This window comes from Thalassotalea sp. SU-HH00458, assembly GCF_040362795.1.
Classification (GTDB): Bacteria; Pseudomonadota; Gammaproteobacteria; order Enterobacterales; family Alteromonadaceae; genus Thalassotalea_H; species Thalassotalea_H castellviae.
The window spans coordinates 233,216-251,592 of the sequence record NZ_BAABWW010000001.1 but is presented as its reverse complement, the minus strand read 5'-3'; the positions used below and the strand labels follow the sequence as shown (position 1 = coordinate 251,592).

Annotated in this window: 13 protein-coding genes and 2 pseudogenes; 7 read left to right on the top strand and 8 right to left on the bottom strand. The window is 36.3% G+C overall.

The window, feature by feature from the left end:
• The first annotated feature begins 5 nt into the window (after positions 1-5).
• The 6 genes and pseudogenes from flgL (at position 6) to ABXH06_RS01085 (ending at position 5,987) form a co-directional block, all read left to right on the top strand.
• Positions 6-1,220, top strand: a complete 1,215-nt coding sequence (flgL, locus tag ABXH06_RS01105) for a flagellar hook-associated protein FlgL (protein WP_353517003.1) — start codon at positions 6-8, stop codon at positions 1,218-1,220.
• Between the two features lie 503 nt (positions 1,221-1,723).
• Positions 1,724-2,638, top strand: coding sequence for a flagellin N-terminal helical domain-containing protein (locus tag ABXH06_RS01100; protein ID WP_311577980.1), 915 nt, complete (start codon positions 1,724-1,726; stop codon positions 2,636-2,638).
• A gap of 629 nt (positions 2,639-3,267) precedes the next feature.
• Positions 3,268-4,185: a flagellin N-terminal helical domain-containing protein gene (locus tag ABXH06_RS01095; protein WP_311577977.1), complete on the top strand. Its 918-nt coding sequence runs from the start codon at positions 3,268-3,270 to the stop codon at positions 4,183-4,185.
• A gap of 327 nt (positions 4,186-4,512) precedes the next feature.
• Positions 4,513-4,981 (top strand): annotated as a pseudogene (locus ABXH06_RS17870) (flagellin N-terminal helical domain-containing protein); the annotation flags it as partial.
• Positions 4,982-5,148: 167 nt separating this feature from the next.
• A pseudogene (locus tag ABXH06_RS17865) lies at positions 5,149-5,427 on the top strand (flagellin); the annotation flags it as partial.
• 107 nt (positions 5,428-5,534) lie between these two features.
• Positions 5,535-5,987 carry a flagellar protein FlaG gene (locus tag ABXH06_RS01085; RefSeq protein WP_353517002.1) on the top strand — a complete coding sequence of 151 codons (453 nt, stop codon included), beginning with the start codon at positions 5,535-5,537 and terminating at the stop codon, positions 5,985-5,987.
• Positions 5,988-6,009: 22 nt separating this feature from the next.
• Here ABXH06_RS01085 and ABXH06_RS01080 read toward each other — a convergent pair whose 3' ends face one another.
• The 6 genes from ABXH06_RS01080 to ABXH06_RS01055 all read right to left on the bottom strand — a co-directional run bounded on the left by ABXH06_RS01080 (position 6,010) and on the right by ABXH06_RS01055 (position 13,671).
• The gene (locus ABXH06_RS01080) at positions 6,010-6,987 is read right to left on the bottom strand and encodes a GNAT family N-acetyltransferase (RefSeq protein ID WP_353517001.1); all 978 of its coding nucleotides are present in this window, start codon (positions 6,985-6,987) and stop codon (positions 6,010-6,012) included.
• A 70-nt stretch (positions 6,988-7,057) separates the two neighbouring features.
• Complete coding sequence (locus ABXH06_RS01075) at positions 7,058-9,178, bottom strand: motility associated factor glycosyltransferase family protein (protein ID WP_353517000.1); 2,121 nt, start codon at positions 9,176-9,178, stop codon at positions 7,058-7,060.
• 16 nt (positions 9,179-9,194) lie between these two features.
• Positions 9,195-9,518, bottom strand: coding sequence for a hypothetical protein (locus ABXH06_RS01070; protein ID WP_353516999.1), 324 nt, complete (start codon positions 9,516-9,518; stop codon positions 9,195-9,197).
• 3 nt (positions 9,519-9,521) lie between these two features.
• Positions 9,522-9,938 (bottom strand): flagellar export chaperone FliS, encoded by a 417-nt coding sequence (fliS, locus tag ABXH06_RS01065; RefSeq protein ID WP_311577963.1) that lies wholly within the window; start codon positions 9,936-9,938, stop codon positions 9,522-9,524.
• A gap of 27 nt (positions 9,939-9,965) precedes the next feature.
• Entirely contained in the window at positions 9,966-11,363 is a 1,398-nt protein-coding gene (gene fliD / locus ABXH06_RS01060; RefSeq protein WP_353516998.1) for a flagellar filament capping protein FliD, read from the bottom strand.
• A gap of 163 nt (positions 11,364-11,526) precedes the next feature.
• Positions 11,527-13,671, bottom strand: coding sequence for a GSCFA domain-containing protein (locus ABXH06_RS01055; protein WP_353516997.1), 2,145 nt, complete (start codon positions 13,669-13,671; stop codon positions 11,527-11,529).
• Between the two features lie 269 nt (positions 13,672-13,940).
• Between ABXH06_RS01055 and ABXH06_RS01050 the strand changes: the two genes are divergently transcribed.
• Complete coding sequence (locus ABXH06_RS01050) at positions 13,941-15,704, top strand: B12-binding domain-containing radical SAM protein (protein ID WP_311577956.1); 1,764 nt, start codon at positions 13,941-13,943, stop codon at positions 15,702-15,704.
• A 62-nt stretch (positions 15,705-15,766) separates the two neighbouring features.
• On the opposite strand, the gene pseI is transcribed toward ABXH06_RS01050, so the two are convergent.
• Together pseI and pseG are read right to left on the bottom strand one after the other, a co-directional pair.
• Positions 15,767-16,819, bottom strand: coding sequence for a pseudaminic acid synthase (gene pseI / locus ABXH06_RS01045; RefSeq protein ID WP_311577954.1), 1,053 nt, complete (start codon positions 16,817-16,819; stop codon positions 15,767-15,769).
• Between the two features lie 22 nt (positions 16,820-16,841).
• Positions 16,842-18,377: a UDP-2,4-diacetamido-2,4,6-trideoxy-beta-L-altropyranose hydrolase gene (pseG, locus tag ABXH06_RS01040; RefSeq protein ID WP_353516996.1), complete on the bottom strand. Its 1,536-nt coding sequence runs from the start codon at positions 18,375-18,377 to the stop codon at positions 16,842-16,844.

The window sequence follows — 18,377 nt, the reverse complement described above, 5'->3', positions numbered from 1 at the left end:
TTAAAATGCGTGTATCAACGACTCAATTTTATTATCAAAATGCTTTACAGATGAGTAATAAAGAATCTGGGCTAAATGAACAAGCTAAATATTTAAGCAGTGGTAAACGTGTATTAACGGCAAAAGATGATGCGGTGCAATATAGTACGTTGATCGGTTATAAAGAACAGCTAGCAGCGATTGAGAAATATAAAACCAATATAACTCAAGCGACTAATAGAAATAGTCTTCAAGAAATTTCTTTTTCGCAAGCTGAAGATGTCATGCAAGAAATTAAAACAATGATGATCCAAGCTAATAATGGCGCGTTAAGCTCAACTGAACGTAATGTTATTGCGGCACAAGCTAAAAATTCATTAAATCAAATGCTCGATATAGCGAACACTAAAGATGAAAATGGCAGTTATATTTTTGCAGGTTATCAAACAGATAAAACACCTTTTACCTTACAACTAGATAATTCAGTTAGCTATGAAGGTGATTCTGGAGTGAGAGAATTACAAATAAGTAAAAATCTTGCTGTAGCAACGAATCAACCAGGCGATCTTGCTTTTTTAAAAATTCCTAATCCAGATGGTGATTTTTCAGCTATTTATCAAAATAACACCAGCGGTATATCTATCAATAAAGCGGTTATTATCGATCCTAGCACCTATGATCCTTTAACTAATGCACCAAATTTTCGTTTTGATTTTACTGATACCACCGCTGATGGTGAAGCTAATCAAGTAACTGTGACAGACAGCGCATCGAACACTCTTTTAGTAGTTAATCCATATACTGCTGGGCAGATACTTAATTTTAATGGTTTAGAAGTACAGTTTGATGGCGTTCCTGAACCAGGAGATCAAATTGATATTGAGCCTAAACAAGAAATTAGTGTCTTCGAAACAATTAAGTCTGCCATTGATTGGGTTACTTCAACGAGTAATAGTGCAATAAACGCGGCCGAATACTCTGATGTGTTGAATAAGGTGAATGCTTCTTTAAATTACATGAGTACTCAACGAGGAGAAGTGGGCATACGTTTACAGATGACAGAAAATCAAGAAAGTAAACATGCTGATACTGCATTATATTTAGCGCAAAGTAGTTCGAGTATTGAAGATCTCGACTACGCAAAAGCTGTCTCTGAGTTTGATCAAGCACAAACCGCGCTTCAAGTTGCGCAACAGTCATTTATACAAATAAAAGACCTTTCCTTATTTAATTATATTTAAGCAAAAGGCCGTTTAATTCATGTCTTTCAATTAAGGTAAAAATAGGGAGCAATCTTGATTGTTCCCGCTTACCGCCTGTTTGTTTTTTCATCGTTTTTTTCTTGGGAATATTGTCAATATATTGCCTTTTCACAATTAAATAAAATACACTCCAATCAAAAAAGTCTAAATAAATCAATAAATAAAAATCTATTTGTCTAATCAGAAGGATTGATTTTAAATTTTTTCTAAAGGTTTCAATAATCGTGTCGATATCATTAGTAAGCTTGATAAAAGCTACGTTCTAAGAGTTAAAACAGCTAGTAGAGGAAGTGAGTTCAGAAGTATTTTAAGTTTGAAATTTTTAGTTTTATTTCCACAGAATAAAGTTAAAAATAATCAAGTTTACGCTAGTTAAAGAGTGCTTCGAATAATACCTTTCACGTCATTTTACTTGTTCTCTTAGATGTATTACTTAGAAGGATTATTCTTCTAAGGCAAATAAATAGCATGGGAGTTTAGTTATGGCTTTATATGTCAATACTAATATATCGAGCTTAAATGCTCAAAGACAATTAAGTAATTCAAGTAATACTTTAGATACTGCGTTTCAACGTTTATCTTCTGGCTTACGTATCAATAATGCAGCAGATGATGCCGCAGGTTTGCAAATTTCAAATCGCTTAACTGGTCAAATTAATGGTTTAACGCAAGGTAATCGTAATGCCAATGACGGCATTTCTTTAGCGCAAACGGCTGAAGGTGCTATGGATGAAATGACCAACATGTATCAGCGTATCAGAACTTTAGCGGCGCAAGCAGCGAATGGCTCAAATACGACTTCTGACCGAGCGGCACTACAATTAGAGATGCGTCAGTTAGGCGAAGAGGTTAACCGTATCGCTGGTGATACTAGTTTCGGTGGTACTAACTTACTTGATGGCACATTTTCTGCTGAATTTCAGGTTGGCGCGGATTCAGGTCAAGTCATTAGTATGACGATGACTGCCGTTACCAGTTTTGACGGATCAGCCGTTTCATTGACCAGCTTTAAAATGTGTGATCTCGCGGCAGCAGCAAGTGATATTGCCGGTACTTCGGCTGGGGCTCCTGCGGCTTCTTTTGCTAATTTAACGAGTATGTCTTTCACTTCAATTGATAAGGCACAGTCTATATTAGCCGGTGTTGATGCAATGATTGGTGCGATTGATGCAAAACGCGCTGAGTTAGGTGCTGTTCAAAACCGTTTTAGCTCAACGATTCGTAATCAATCGAATATCATTGAAAACTTATCAGCTGCACGTTCACGTATCCAAGATGCGGACTTTGCGACAGAAACGGCAACGTTAACTAAAGCGCAAATCTTGCAGCAAGCAAGTAGTACAATATTATCGCAAGCAAACCAACGTCCACAAGCTGCATTATCGTTACTAGGGTAAGCACGATAAGCAAACTATAGTGTTACATAACTTTAATTGGAAAGGTGTCACTAGGTTAAGATTGGATGGGAAGTCAAGAAAACCCTTGGGAAATTTGATTCAAAATCAAACTCCCAAGAGCTTCTCGATAATAGATTAATCAAGACAACGGATAAAAGAATAAATTAAGCAATAACAGGAGGCGTTAATTGTTTTGGTATTCTTCTAATAAAAAGCATTATTCGGGTAATCCTTTTTGTTAGTCCGTCAATTTATTAACGCAATACGTCAATAAGATTAATCAATTTTAATTAAGCATTATGTATGCCAAAAATATATTGTGGAGTAACCTCTGCTTTATATAGCCTTCAATTTTTTTACCACTGTTATTAGGAAAACACTTGCCACCGCTAGCGGCAAAAATCTGTCAGCACGATTTACTCCCCTTTAATTTTCTTAAATATGCATGCTTTATTGATAAACTAATATCAAAAAACTTAATTTTTTAAACTGTTAACCTATTGATTATTTTGGTGATAAATAATTTTTTGTTTAATAATAGAGCAGGTTTGTTATCACTTGGCTCATTCTTTGCTTTTGTTACAGCAAGGTAATTTTACTGACTGTTTTCTTAACTCAGGAGAAATAAAATGAGCTTGTTTGTAAATACTAATATATCAAGTTTAAATGCACAGCGTAACTTGATGAAATCAGGTGACTCGTTAGATACTGCTTTTCAACGGTTATCTTCTGGGTTACGTATCAATAGTGCAAAAGATGATGCTGCCGGATTACAAATTTCTGACCGTTTAACATCGCAAATCAATGGTTTAACTCAAGGTAATCGAAATGCTAATGATGGTATTTCATTAGCACAAACTGCCGAAGGTGCCATGGATGAAATGACTAATATGTACCAACGTATGAGAACTTTAGCGGCGCAAGCGGCAAATGGTTCAAATACGGTTACTGACCGAGCAGCATTACAGCTAGAAATGCGTCAGTTAGGTAGTGAGATAAATCGTATTGCTTCAGATACTAGTTTTGGTGGTACCAACTTACTTGATGGCACCTTTAAAGCTGAATTCCAGGTTGGTGCGGATGCAGGTCAAGTCATAAGTATGACAATGACAGCTGTTACTAGTTTTGACGGTACTGCTGTTTCTATTACTAGTTTTAAAATGTGTGACTTAGCTGCTGTAGCAAGTGATATTGCAGGAACATTTGCAGGTATTGCTGCGACGTCATTTGCTAATTTAACCAGTATGTCATTTACCTCAATTGATAAAGCACAGTCTATATTGGCTGGTGTTGACGCAATGATTGGTGCGATTGATGCTAAACGTGCTGAATTAGGTGCGGTGCAAAACCGCTTTAGTTCAACCATTCGTAACCAAACGAACGTAATTGAAAATTTATCAGCGGCACGCTCTCGAATGAAAGATGCTGACTTTGCTACTGAAACAGCAGCGTTAACACGCGCGCAAATATTGCAACAAGCAAGTAGTACTATTTTAGCGCAAGCGAATCAACGTCCTCAAGCAGCCTTATCTTTACTACAAGGATAATGAATTAGCTTTCTTTTCTTATCGACTCAAACAACTCAAAATCCTTTTTGATTTGTTTGAATCGATAAAAAAACCAAAAAAATATATAAAATAACTATATGTAAAATATAGTTATTTTATTTTTTATTGGTTTTTTTTCAATTTATTTTAAAAAACCACTAAAGCTTTCTTTTGCTCTGTCGATAACAAAGATGGAGTAATTTTATATATTTGATTACTTGTAGGAACATTGTTTACTTTAATTTGATTGCAATCATTCGGGCGTTTGTAATTTCGTTAAAGAAGCCTAAACAAGGATTCCTAAATAAATCATAAACAGGAGGCTATATGGCTTTATATGTCAATACCAACATTTCGAGTTTAAATGCTCAAAGACAGTTAAATAAGTCGTCAGATGTATTAGATACTGCATTTCAACGCTTATCATCTGGTTTACGTATCAATAACGCAGCAGATGATGCTGCTGGTATGCAAATCTCAAATCGACTTACTGGCCAAATTGGCGGTTTAATGCAAGGTAACCGTAATGCAAATGACGGTATTTCTTTAGCACAAACTGCTGAAGGTGCAATGGATGAAATGACCAGTATGTATCAGCGTATTAGAACTTTAGCGGCGCAAGCGGCAAATGGTTCAAATACAGATTCTGACCGTGCGGCTCTACAATTAGAGATGCGTGAGTTAGGGGAAGAGGTTAACCGAATCGCTGGTGATACAAGTTTTGGTGGTACAAACTTACTTGATGGCTCATTTTCGGCTGAATTTCAGGTTGGTGCTGATGCGGGTCAAGTCATAAGTATGACAATGACTGCCGTTACTAGTTTTGACGGTTCTGCCGTTTCTATGACCAGCTTTAAAATGTGTGATGTTGCGGCCGTTGCCAGTGATATTGCCGGTACTTCTGCTGGTACAGCGGTAACTTCTTTTGCTAATTTAACTAGCATGTCATTCACTTCAATTGATAAAGCACAGTCTATTTTAGCTGGTGTTGATGCAATGATCGGTGCGATTGATGCTAAACGAGCTGAGTTAGGTGCGGTACAAAACCGTTTTAGTTCAACGATTCGTAATCAAACGAATATCATTGAAAACCTATCATCTGCACGTTCACGAATTCAAGATGCTGATTTTGCAACAGAAACTGCTAACTTGACTAAGGCTCAAATCCTACAGCAAGCAAGTGCATCAATTCTTTCACAAGCAAACCAACGTCCGCAAACGGCGTTATCTTTATTAGGTTAATATAAAGATATATTGTGAAACATGCTATTTAAGTAAGTGGGGAGTTGAAGTAAGTAACTGTGGAGAGCTTATTTTAACTCATCGCTATATTTGTTCGTGAGGATGATATGAATAACGATATAGTGATTAAACAAGGCGATATATTAAGTAAGGTTCAACGTTCAAGTGAATTGAGTAATAATTCGTCTGATAATCAATCAATACAGAGGCAAAATGTTGCCTATTCAGAAAGTAATACCCAATCTTTGGTGAATGAAAACATTAGTGCGCAACAACTGATTGACCGTGAAACACAAAAAAAAGAAAGTGAAGACGCTGCGAAAGCGATCCAATCTTTATTGGAGAATAACCAAAATCTATTTTCGGTACAAAATCGGCATCTAAATTTTGATATTGTTGATGACTCAGGTGATGTTGTCGTTAAGGTCGTCGATAAAGATACAGACGAAGTCATTCGTCAGATTCCGTCGGAAGAATTTTTGCAAGTGGCCAATAAAATTAATGATCTGTTAGATGAGCTTTCTTCTACAAAAGGTATTTTATTTGATTCTAAAGTGTAATATGACAATACTTTGACTCATTTTACCCTTTAAACTGTAAAATAGATTGAAAATTGCCACCAAAGCCTTGCTTAAAATGAGCAATTGCTAATTCTTTTTCTGACGGTAAACCTCCTTGGGTTTCTATACCGGGGAAATGGCTTTCTCCAAAATTGAAATACTGGCAATTTAACCCTTTTGCATGTTTTATCGCTAACCAAACTAAGGCATGCGCTAAGGGTTTATCAAATAATGCTCGGTCGTATGCGCCAACGCCGTAATAACATTCATGTTGGTTGTAAGGAAATAACCCTGTAGAGACGAGTTTATTGTCAAGATATCCATAGATAGCAAATGCTTCTTCGGCAACAATCATTTGCTCTTGAATTCTCCAACTTTCATCACTTCTTGTTTCTTTTCCGGCAGCTTGAATATGTAACTGCTGAAAATCGAAAATATCACCTGGTGTTAACGTAGACTTATCGATAATGTTAAAACGTAAATTTTCCTCGCCCCAGCGAATATTTGCCCGAAATATTTTTCTTATACCAGTAAAAATTTGTTGTTCATCAAGTGTTAATGATATTTTTTGCGAAAAAAAAGGTTGAATATGATAATGCTGTTTTAATAAAAATTGACCGAATTCAGATAATGAACACTGACTAGACTCTTGATAAAAAATACTAGCATTTGATGTTGCCATTAATTGTTTTAGGTGTTTTATGGCGACTTTATTAGCGCCTTTTTTTTGTTGTTCGCTGATTTGATGATGCCAAACAAATTGCACTGGCATATTTATAAAACTGATCAGGTTATTATTTGGGGCTGTTAATAATACTAACAATACAGCCGTAGAGCCTAGCTCAATACAAAAAGAGATATCAGCCAAGTCATCTTGATAATAACACCGATAATAACGGCTGTTAGTTTCTTGATATAAAGGTGAAATATCTTTGCTATGATGAAGTAAATCAGCTTTATAACGAATAAACTTTGGATCATTAGCGGGTATGATTTTCAAGGAGCTTTCTCTAATTTGTAAAATTTCAACGCAAGCTTATATTGTTATAGGCTTGCGTTTGTCCGTTGCGTTATTCAGCGGTATCTTTTTCTTTAAACATACTGATAACATTATAATTATGGCTATCAACCTCATCTAATACGTTAGCATATTTAATTTTCGCTTCATGCATATAAGTTTTAAAAATTTCGATGCTTTGATGGACACATTGTAAGGTGGCTTTTTCATCAGCAAAATCAAATAACATCAATCTGAACATCGTTTGAATATATGTTAATGACCCTTCCAACATAAAGAATATATGACGGTAAGGGGTATAGGCAAATGAATGTAGATATCGAACTTGTTGCATTAATTGTTCAAGAACTTCAGCACGAGAATCAAATTCTTTATCTAAATATGACACCAAATTATCACATATTTCATCAAACATATTTACAGCAATACAGTTTTTATAGATTTCTTCTGAGAATTCACGATCAATAAAAACGTTAGCCTTTAGGTACTCTACTAATTCTGACTTATCTGCGTTCGATTTAGCCAGTAAAATATCATCAACTCTTAAAGGATAGGTATTCTCAATTTTGGCGCCGTCACTGCAATTATAACAATTTACCTGTGGGAAATTTTCTAACAGCTTGCCTTCATAAAAGTTACTGGTATTGAAAAAAACGGTACTAAGGATAGGTTCTCCAAAATTGCCTTCTACTTCAATTTCGCCCGCTCTAACGATATCACCAATAGCCTCTTTTTCTTTTCCGTCATCAGTGTAATACAAACTTTTTTTAGAGTGATGATGCTTCCTGTCTTTATATCCGTTATCTACGCCAAATAAATAAATATCTTTAAATCCCATATAACAGGCAAACGACATTCCTGTGTTGGCCACCGCAGGATTAGAAAACTTCATTTGCACAAAATCTTTATTTTTATTAATAAAATCACAAGCAATTATCGTAGAAGATTCTGTTGGTTTAAAGCCAATACCTGTCCATTTGAAAAGCTGTGGACAATCTGGATGCATGATATTTAACGTTAAGAAGTTAAGCTGCTTCATATGTTCATGATCAATAAGATCATTTAAGTAATCAAAGGTAAGCTTTGTTCGTTCTAATTCTATATGAAAGTCAGGAATGATGTTATGTGCGATCAAACTAGGTAAAACGGAACCGCAGCTGAAAATAATGGCATCTTTTTCATAGGCTTTAATTGTTTCTATCGTTGCATCTAATGAAGGACCATTTGCCACCACAAAAGCAGGAGTGTTTTGCCATTTCTTTGGTAAAACAACATCTCGTTTAAGGACAGGGATGTTGTTTTTCGCATTTGCATAATCGTGAGCGATGCTAATAACACCATCATCGAAAAATCCCCAGCCGATAGCTACAAGGTGAAACTCTTCACAAAATCGATCGATTATTTGTCGTAATTCTTTCGAAGGATAATGTTGAATAAGGACAGCATTGACGGAATTGAATGAACCTTTATCTTTAATTTCATTAATATAATCAGTGGTAAACTGTTCGTAACTGACACCAATGTGAAGATGTAAATAGCCGTTTCGCTCATCTAAAGTTTTTAAAATCATTGACCAATCACAAGTATACAAACTGGCATAAAACAGCTCATAACTTGGCTCACATAAATAGAGGTGACCAATGGTTATTTTTTCAATTAAATAGTCTAAGTGATAACCTAATCCAATACCAAAAACGATCATACTGCCTATGTGATCTGGCATTTGTTTTAGTGGTTCAAGTTTCTCTTTGTTTTCCAAATAAACATCATGGATCTGGTTTAGATATTTGGAATGAATAAAATTATCTTCTCTATTCTCTTTATCTTCTAGGGTAAAACTGAGTGAACTAAACTTAGGATTTGCGATTTCTATGTCTATTTGAGTTTTACATTGCGAAACAGGATCTTCACTATAGAGTGGTGCACTATCAGGACCAAATAAGATATTAGCATCACCGGAAGGCGCACAGAAGAAAGGTAAATTTTGAGGCGCATCTTGTTTAAACTTCTCTGCAATATCAGGATAATACTTTTGAAAGGCGATAATATTTTTATCGAACTTGCTTTGCATTTTTTCGACAAGTTCTTGCTCTAACTGATGTTTTTTCTTTAACTTTTCGAGATTTTTTTCTGCTGAATTTAATAGCTCATTATAATCATCTGAAAATGACATTTTTAGGTTACCACCTTTATTCTTTACATGCCTGGTAGGCGATTGACGCCTTTTGGGCATCTTTCATTTTTTTTAATTGTGCCGCAATGTTTTTTTGATTCTCAGAGGCTGTTGAGATGAAATTATGTTCTGATGCGGCAAGTTTTTCTAATAATTTTCTTACTTGAATGAGTTGCTCATCATTACAAGTGCCTATGGTATCTATGACATCTGAGATGAGCGCGGCTCTTTTTTCTGAAATAGCCAGAGCTGCGTCCCAATCTTCATTGTCAAAGCAGTTCATTAAGTTTACTTCACACTGCTCTAAAGCTGATAATCGCTGGTGAAATAAGTCAGGCATACGTTAACCTTGACTAGCTTGAATCGCTAACGCTTTTTCTACTTCTGAACTAGGTATTTCATCCCATGCACTTTTTATCTCTGATAATAACGAGATAACTTCAACAATTGGGTCTGTGGTATTGTTGATGGTTGCATCAGAAATACGCTCATCCATATATTCGTAAAGACTTGACAAATTTTCGACAGCGTCACTGCCAGCATTAAAATCTAACGACTCGTTAAGCGCCTTAATAATGGCGGCTGCGCCAGATAAGCTTTTAGATTTACCATGAAGATCTTTTCTTTCAAGGAAACCTTTGCCTTGAGCTAGACGATCTAAAGCCCCTTGCATCAGCATTTTAATAATTGTATATGAGTCTGCTCCTGCTATTTGGCTTTTAATATTTTCTTTGCCATAAGCTTGTAAGTTCTTGTTCATAATCATAATTCCTAAGGTTAATGATCGTTAGCTTTTACCACTTGAAAAGCCTGGTAAGTTAGATAGTGCCGAAGTAACCGCAGTACCTTGTGCTCTCATTGAGGCGATTAATACATCTAACGAGGCGTATTGCTCTCTTAATCGTTTCTCAAATTGTTCCATGCGATATTCGTGCCGTTCTCGATCATTTTCTACATCTTTTAATTGTTGATTAACAGAATCTTCTTGTTGAGCAATGATACCGCCAGACTTTGTGTATAACTCAACGGTATCATTTAAAATTTGCGCAATCCCCCCAGCACCGGCAAACAAGTTGCCAATATCATCATAATTTTCATTTAAACTATCTTCTAAGGTATTGACACCTGTATTGTTTATTTCTAATTCATTATTTTTATTTAATGATAAGCCTAAGTCATAAACACTGGTGAGTGAGCCAGCACCAGATACTATGCTACTTACTTGATTGATCAAGGCTGTTCTTAAACCACGTGCCGTGCCATCAGTAACTCTCGAAGTCACCACTTGATCTAAAGTATTCATTGCAGTGTTGAAGCCATCAACAAAACTTTCGATGGTTTCTTTTACCGCTTCTTTGTCAGTATCAACGGTTAACGATGCTTTTTCAGTATCTACTTTTAACGCGGTTATGGTGATATCTTGAATGGTATTGGTAAAAGTGTTGGTGCTGCTATTTGTTGTGATGCCATCAATTAGAATAATGGCATCTTGTGCTTGGTCGGTTGCTGCTATCACTAAACCACCGTTGCCACCACCGTTAGCAACCGTCGAAACTTTATCTAATTCAGCGGTATTATTGGTGATCACAAGATCATTACCTGTACCGGTTTCTGATGAGGTGATCACTAATTTAGATAAAGGCGTAGCACCGCCAGTGTTTATTATATTAGCAGACAGACCAAAGTTATCAGCGTGTTCATTAATTGCTGTTCTTAAATCTTCTAAAGTGGCACCCGCCGCTAAAGTCACGTCGAAGGTGTTAGCACCTGCTGTTAAGGTTAGCGTTCCGCCGGAAGCTGTAACCACATCGGTTGTTGAACTGTAAGAATTTGCGTCATCTTGAACAGCTCGGCTACCCTGAGCAAGTTGTTTCACTTCAATTTCAAAATTTCCAGCCGTTGCAGTACTTTCTGCTGATACCGAAATAACGTCGCCATTGGCTGGTTGACTCACTGTCGCAGATCTTTTATTAAAATTTTCAATATCAGACAAAGCTTCAATTGCATCTTCTAAAGCACTGATGTCAGATTTCATTTGACCAAGTGCCGTCAATTTTATGTCTAATGATGATTCTTTTTTATCTAATGCTTCAACTTTAGGTTGATTTTCAGCATTAACAGTTACCTCAATAATTGCTTCTAAATCTAAACCAGAACCAACGCCTGCTGATGTGATACCTGTCATAGTGAATTTCCTCTAAATACTCATAAAACTGACTGAATATTGGTTATTAATGACTGAACTTTATTTATAAAGTATGACTTGTTTTCCTATATCGGCAAGTATTAGTAAAACTTGAATACTGTTTAGCATTGCAAAGTTATTTTGTTACCCGCCCAGCGAACTATTATGTTTTGACAAAAATGTCTTTAAACATTTCAACAACTTTTTCTACGGTACTTCGTTTGACATGTCTTTGATCATTATCCCAAGCATCTTCGATACATTCGGTTACTAACTCATAACTTGGCAAATAATAGATATCTTCGTTGTTGTTTACTAATTCTTCTGCGGCAACTCTTAATGTTGCTTTTGAGTGAGTATTGGCTGTAATAACATGCTTGGTTTCACCATGACCTGTTGCAAGAAATGGAATAGGTGAAATACTAATGATGAGCTTAAAATTAGGGTTAAATTTTTTAACCGTATCGAAAAAGCTTTGTATATTCTCAATATTTTCTTGCACGCTCAGCGTTTTATGTTTCACATAGGGATACATATTATCACGCGGGTTTCTAGATAATACCGTACCATCTCTAAACTCCCAACATTCGTTCAAACCTAAGGTAATGATAAATACTTCGGCCATTTCTAGCGCATTTCTTGTGGCATTTATATGCTGTGGGTAATCAAGTAAATAATTTTGTCTATCTAAAAATGCGACGCCTTCTCTGTAAGGATCTACCCAGTATCCTTGTGGCTGTTGAAATAATAGTTGTTTAATGGGTTTAGTATCAAAGGCTTTTTCTGCTAATTGTTTAAAACTGATACTGTTAAATAAAATGCCGTAATTAGCACAAAATTTTGCATATTGATCACCTGGTGAATAACCATCAACCAATACTCCTGACATGGGGTCATCATTACGTTCAGTGACAACATAGTTGAACCCCGACTCTTGAAAAACTCGAGCAATTTCAAACGCGAAACAACTTCCCGCAGAGCCTATCGGTGTCGATTTATCCATGATAGGGTACTTTTTGACGTAAGGTAAAACCTGATATTTTGAAGAGGGGTGATGTTCGTGCTCAGGGTTCGGCCAATAAATCGCTTTATGATTCGGTTTGTTGGTGGGCGCATATCGTTCACAACTATGGGTAAACTCGTTTAAATACTCGGTTAATTGCGCTAAGTGTTCTATGTCTTCACGGTCAATTTCGCCGCCCCAATTAATACTGTCTCTAAACGATAATTTTAATGTTTCAAAGACATTGTCATACGCATGCAAATATTCTAGTTTTGGATCTAATTCAATCAGCCGTGTAAACATCGTTTCCGCGAAGACTTTGTCGGGAAAAATATTTTCTATTAACCAACGTAATTGCATGCTTGATTGGATAGTGCCGTCATCTGGGATCATGATATTATCAGGTACTTGATGCGCACTTTTATCATAATAATTTAATAATTTTTCTGCTAATCCTTCAAAAGGCTGACAACCAATTTGGATCGGGGCCGCATGGTTAATGGTATCCTTCCAATGAAAAGGAGAAGGGATAAAACACAATTGAAGAACATGACGAGTTCCCGTTTCTGGAATTTTTCCAATATGAGCTAATTGATTTGGATTAAAAATTAAGGCATCACCAGCCTCAATATTTTCATACATGATTTCTTCTAGTTCAATGCCTTTTGCATTTGCTAACGGGGCTAAATTTTCAGTTCTTTTTTCAATGTCATTAAATAAACAACCAATTTTTTTTAATTGATCTGTGGTTTCCTTCGTTAAAAATTTTGTGTTCCCTAAATGTTCTTTATAAGGGTTTAAATAGATTAATATTTTTAAATGATTTTCTGGTCCACCATCGCAATGCCAATAGGATGAATAAGAGCGATTTTCTCTATCAGGTAACGTCTCAAGGTACGAGTACCAAGACAGTGTATATTCACTGTTAAAATATGAACTCAGCACTTGATCTAAATTTTTATCAAGGATCAGATCCAAAATGCTCGTGATAACTTTATGGTGATTAAATGCTGTTTTATCTTCAAGTACTTGTTGGATAAATTTTTGACATAAATCAGCAGGAATAGCATGTTTATAATGCATTTGATGATGATGATTAAGTTCACTGTCGATCAAATCACTTTCGCGGGTAAAGGCTTTTTTCGCGATGCTATTTAATTCGGCATAACGGTGTTTTTTTTCAAAATAACTATGTAAATTATAATGAGCATCAGGCATTAAGTGGTAAGTTTCATCTTCAATGGTTGTTGTGATCTCATGTTCGGAAGCGCCATGAAATAAATTCACTTTTTTGATAGATTTCATTGTTTCTTATCTCGCCTTTTTTGCAACGTTATTGTCTAATTTTAAGCATACTTTATGCCATAAAATAAGGGGCGTATTTCAAAATAAATTAAAGTTTTCGACCAAACAGAAGATAACAAGTAAGATAATGGTTATGTTGATCGAAGTTTAGTAAAGTCTATTTTACTGCTTCAATATACGGTAGTAATTTTTTGATAATGTTGGTTCATAAATTGCTTTATTTAATGATTAAGAGCAATTGGTAACAACTTATAGATTGAGGGACAATCATGAGAGTTTTATTTTTTCATCCAGAAAAGTATTTAAACTATGGAATTCCCGCGGGAATCTCAATTTTAAGTGCCATTATTAAAAAAGCAGGTCATACCGTTGATTTATTTGATACTACGTTTTTAAAAACTAAAGATAAAAATGATGGTCATCACCTTGAAGTCAATGATGATAGTAAAAACGCTTCAGCGGGTGATGTCTTTGATGTTCCTATTGATGACGAAGAAAATAGCGAACTGGCTGGGAAACAATCTGCCGGTTTGTTTAAAGAAACAGCGTACAGTATGGACGACTTAATTCGTGATGATCCTTATGTTGTTCTAGAAGATGAATTACAGAAAAAAATCGACGAATTTAAACCGGATGTGATCGCGTTATCAACGATGACAGCAACGTTTGATTCGGCGGTAAATTTATTACGTAAAGTGACTTATGACGCAAAAGTGATTGTTGGTGGTGTTCATCCAACTATCGCAAGTGACGATTGTTTGGCGCAAGATGTCATCGATATTGCCTGTGTCGGGGAAGCGGATGATACCTTTTTAGAATTGTTAGATTTAATGGATAAAGGCGAAGATTATTTCCATGTTAAGTCAATGAATTTTAAACTCCCTGATGGCAAAATTATCAAAAATCCTATTGCCCCTCGTGTTGAATTAAACGATCTACCGACTCCTGATTGGGGATTGTTTGACTCTCGTCACTTATTTAGACCTTTTGATGGTGAAATTTATCAAGGCTCTTTTTATTCTCAAGCGCGCGGTTGTCCAATGCAATGTACATATTGTGTCGACCCTACGATTGCTGAGATAACCGGTGGTCGTAAAAATTACTTTAGAATTCAAGATCCGCAAGTCACCTTTAATCAACTAAGTGAGTTAAAAGAACAGTTTAATGCCACTTGGTTTAAATTTGTTGATGATACGTTTTTAATGCCACAAATCAGCCACTTAGAAGAATTGCGTGATTTAATTGCACCGCTAAACATTATGTTTGGTTGTTCGGTAATGCCTAATACTATTCGTGAAGACAAAGTTAAGCTTGCCGTTGAAATGGGTTGTGTCGCGATGAGTGTCGGCATTGAAAGTGGCAACGATGAAGTTAGACGTTCCGTGAAACGTTTTTATCGAAATGATAACGTAGTGAAAAAACTGAAAATGGCGCAAAGTTACGGGATTCGCGTCTCGACTTTTAACATCATTGGTTTCCCTGGTGAAACACGAGAAAATGTTTTTGAAACGATTGAGTTAAACAGACAAATTGGCTCTAACGCCGCGAATGCTTATGTATTATATCCTTATCATGGCACGCCAATTGCCGTTGAACAAAAAATTCCATTACGCGATGGTGAAGGAAATATTCCAACCATTGATATTGGCCATACCTTAGGTTTCTCTGAAATGTCGTCAGACGAATTGCTTGGCCTTCGTTCTACGTTTAATTTATATCTTATGTTACCCAAAGGCTTATATCCGGTTATTTATTTTGCCGAAGCGCAAACTGAATTGGGGAATGTCTTTTTAAATGAGCTAACTAAACTTACTGTCGCACAATTATCTAATACGACATTACCAACGACCTCGTTAGCTGACTTAATTGCAGAAGATTCGGCACTCACGACTTTAGATCTAGATGTGCAAGTGCCTACTTTGTTTAGCAAACTATTAAAACTGGCGATTACAACTGAAATGAAACAGACGATTGTTTTAGCGTTAATCGACGTTTATAACGAAGAAATGTTACTGACAGGAAGCGGTGCTTAAGCGTTAATCGTATTGAATCGCGTGATAAGTGAAAACTTATCACGCGAGATTCTTACTAGTCTTTAGTTGAATAATCGCCATTCTGTCGGCGTGCCTTTTTTAATATCCTCAGTCGTTACCTTGCCGATAATTTCTTGAAAATATTTTGGTGCCAAACCAAAACCAGGGCGAATACGCCTAATATGTTTAGCTGTGATAGTTGTTCCTTTAGCGATATCTTCAACAAAGTAGATGGAACGTCTAAATTTAACATTATCACGTTCTGCTTGTTTTTGTTCATAGCCAGCACTTCCAATAGCTTGCCAAGCTATACGGCTTTCCTGACATAAGTTTTTTAATTCCGCTGGCTCGATAGAAAATTCTGAATCAGGTCCTTTATCTTCTCTGCTTAATGTCACATGTTTTTCTATCACACAAGCCCCTAATGCAACAGCCGTGATGGCGACAGTCGTACTTAATGTGTGATCAGAAAGTCCGGATAATGTGTTAAATCGTTGTTCAATGTCTACTAAAGTTGCTAAATTGCATTGGGCAATTGGGGCAGGGTAAGCACTGATACAATGTAATAATACCAGTTGCTGACAACCTGCTTGCGTCGCGGCAGTCACAGCTTCAGTGATTTCTTGTTCATTAGCCATACCCGTTGACATAATCATAGGCTTCCCCGTTTTTGCAACGCGGGTAATTAATGGTATATCGGTTAATTCGAATGAAGCAATCTTATAAGCTGGGGTATTGAGTTGTTCTAATAAATCAACGGCACTGTCGTCGAACGGCGTACTAAATAATGTAATGCCAATTTTCTTGGCATGTTCAAATAATTCTTGATGCCATTCGTATGGGGTATGAGCTTGTTGATAAAGCTGATAAAGATTATGGCCATCCCATAATCCGCCTTTTATCTTAAAATCATCTAATTCACTGTCTATGGTCATTGTATCAGCGGTATAGGTTTGTATTTTTACCGCATCAGCCCCCATGTTTTTAGCCATAGAAATAGTCTGCAACGCCTTTTCAATTGAACCATTATGGTTGGCTGAAACTTCGGCAATAATATATGGAGGATGATTTTTCCCTATTTTACGGCCATTGATAGATATTTCATGATTAAGCATTATTTTACTCTCACAGGTTAACTCACTGATTATTTTCTGACGATAATATGAAGTGATCGTCTGCTATTTGACGATAATTCGCGCTACGGAACAAGTGTTGCGATGCAATATTATCTGGATGGACATAAGCATGGATAGTCTTTTGTTTAAATATTTTAGGTGTGGCAAATAATGCTCTAAGTGCTACTTTTTTACCTTGCAAATCAGGCGCGACTAAAATAGACACCTCAACTTCGCGAGCATTTATTTCATCAAAGCGGATCATGCCTGCATTTTTGGCTTGTTCAGAGCTTGAGCATTGTTGAATTAAGTAAATATGTCTTGTTTGATCTGCTATCGCTTGACTAAACCACTGACAATGCTCTTGATAAGGAATGGCTTGATTGTTTCTTGAAAAGCGTCGTATATCGGGGTTTGATTGCCAACTGAATATAATGTCTTTGTCGTCATTCGTTGCGGGGGCCAGTTTGATTGAAGTCATAATGATATCAAGCATTGTTGATACTTTACTTTGTTTAATGGTGTCAAAACATTGTCTAACTAAGGTTTGATACGCTTTAGGGCTGGCAGTTAACTGTAAAAATGCTTGTTCAAGTTTGAAATAACTTAGTGATTGAAAATCACCAAGGTTGATGACGGCACCTTGCTTAGCTAAGTTACTGGCAACTAAATTTTGATTGTCCGCCATAATAACCACTAAAGTCGGAAGTCCTAAACTACATCTTTCCCATGCGGTAGTACCACTTGCACCTATAGCTAGATCAGCGGATAACATTAATTGTGCCATCGAATTACTATCGATCTGCAGTGTTATCCATTGATAGGGTTCGATTAATGCCATTAATGACGTTAAATTAGGCGCTTGACTGCCTAGCACTATAGTTACACTAAAACTTAGCTGTTCTTGTGTCCTAAGCGCAATGAGATAATTGATAATGGTTGTCGAGGAGTTGTCTTCATCCATACCACCCATCGTCACTAAAATATTGTCTATTTTTTCAGTACTGGCGCGACGCTTTTCGGCAGTTTTTACAGCAGATAAAAATTCATCACGCAGCAAAATATAGTGCTGACCAATAAATGTAAGGCAATGACTATTAACATATGGCTGATAATCTTGACTACGACGAGCAAAGGTTTGATCGAGAAGATAGTCGCATTGATGCTGACGATTAGCTAAGTCATCAATCACCATGATTTTATCGTAATCTGCTGTGAGTAATTGTTGCCATTTTTGTGCTAATTGATAATGGTCGACGATTAATAAATTTATTTTTGGTAAGCGTTTTAACAATGTATGACAACAGGAAGCATCGTGTTCTTGTGAATGATCATGCTTATCTAACTTTAGTTCACGATAATGATAGCCGGCAGTGATAATTTTTTGTTGAAGACTTTGGGGTAATGGCGCAGATAAAAAACTGATCATTAAACGTGGTACATTGTTCGATTGTCGTGAATGGTAATATTGGCTTAGCAAATCAGCTAATGTTAAGCAGCGCATAATATGGCCGGTACCGATTTTTGCTGATGCGTCGGCTCGAAAAGCAATATGCAT

What these genes read in the sequence shown, in the direction of transcription:
- ABXH06_RS01070 (WP_353516999.1), bottom strand. Translation starts at nt 9,518, where the DNA reads ATGCCTGACTTATTTCACCAGCGATTATCAGCTTTAGAGCAGTGTGAA.
- fliS (WP_311577963.1), bottom strand. Translation starts at nt 9,938, where the DNA reads ATGAACAAGAACTTACAAGCTTATGGCAAAGAAAATATTAAAAGCCAA.
- pseG (WP_353516996.1), bottom strand. Translation starts at nt 18,377, where the DNA reads ATGCATATTGCTTTTCGAGCCGACGCATCAGCAAAAATCGGTACCGGC.
- pseI (WP_311577954.1), bottom strand. Translation starts at nt 16,819, where the DNA reads ATGCTTAATCATGAAATATCTATCAATGGCCGTAAAATAGGGAAAAAT.
- fliD (WP_353516998.1), bottom strand. Translation starts at nt 11,363, where the DNA reads ATGACAGGTATCACATCAGCAGGCGTTGGTTCTGGTTTAGATTTAGAA.
- ABXH06_RS01055 (WP_353516997.1), bottom strand. Translation starts at nt 13,671, where the DNA reads ATGAAATCTATCAAAAAAGTGAATTTATTTCATGGCGCTTCCGAACAT.
- ABXH06_RS01085 (WP_353517002.1), top strand. Translation starts at nt 5,535, where the DNA reads ATGAATAACGATATAGTGATTAAACAAGGCGATATATTAAGTAAGGTT.
- ABXH06_RS01050 (WP_311577956.1), top strand. Translation starts at nt 13,941, where the DNA reads ATGAGAGTTTTATTTTTTCATCCAGAAAAGTATTTAAACTATGGAATT.
- ABXH06_RS01075 (WP_353517000.1), bottom strand. Translation starts at nt 9,178, where the DNA reads ATGTCATTTTCAGATGATTATAATGAGCTATTAAATTCAGCAGAAAAA.
- ABXH06_RS01100 (WP_311577980.1), top strand. Translation starts at nt 1,724, where the DNA reads ATGGCTTTATATGTCAATACTAATATATCGAGCTTAAATGCTCAAAGA.
- flgL (WP_353517003.1), top strand. Translation starts at nt 6, where the DNA reads ATGCGTGTATCAACGACTCAATTTTATTATCAAAATGCTTTACAGATG.
- ABXH06_RS01095 (WP_311577977.1), top strand. Translation starts at nt 3,268, where the DNA reads ATGAGCTTGTTTGTAAATACTAATATATCAAGTTTAAATGCACAGCGT.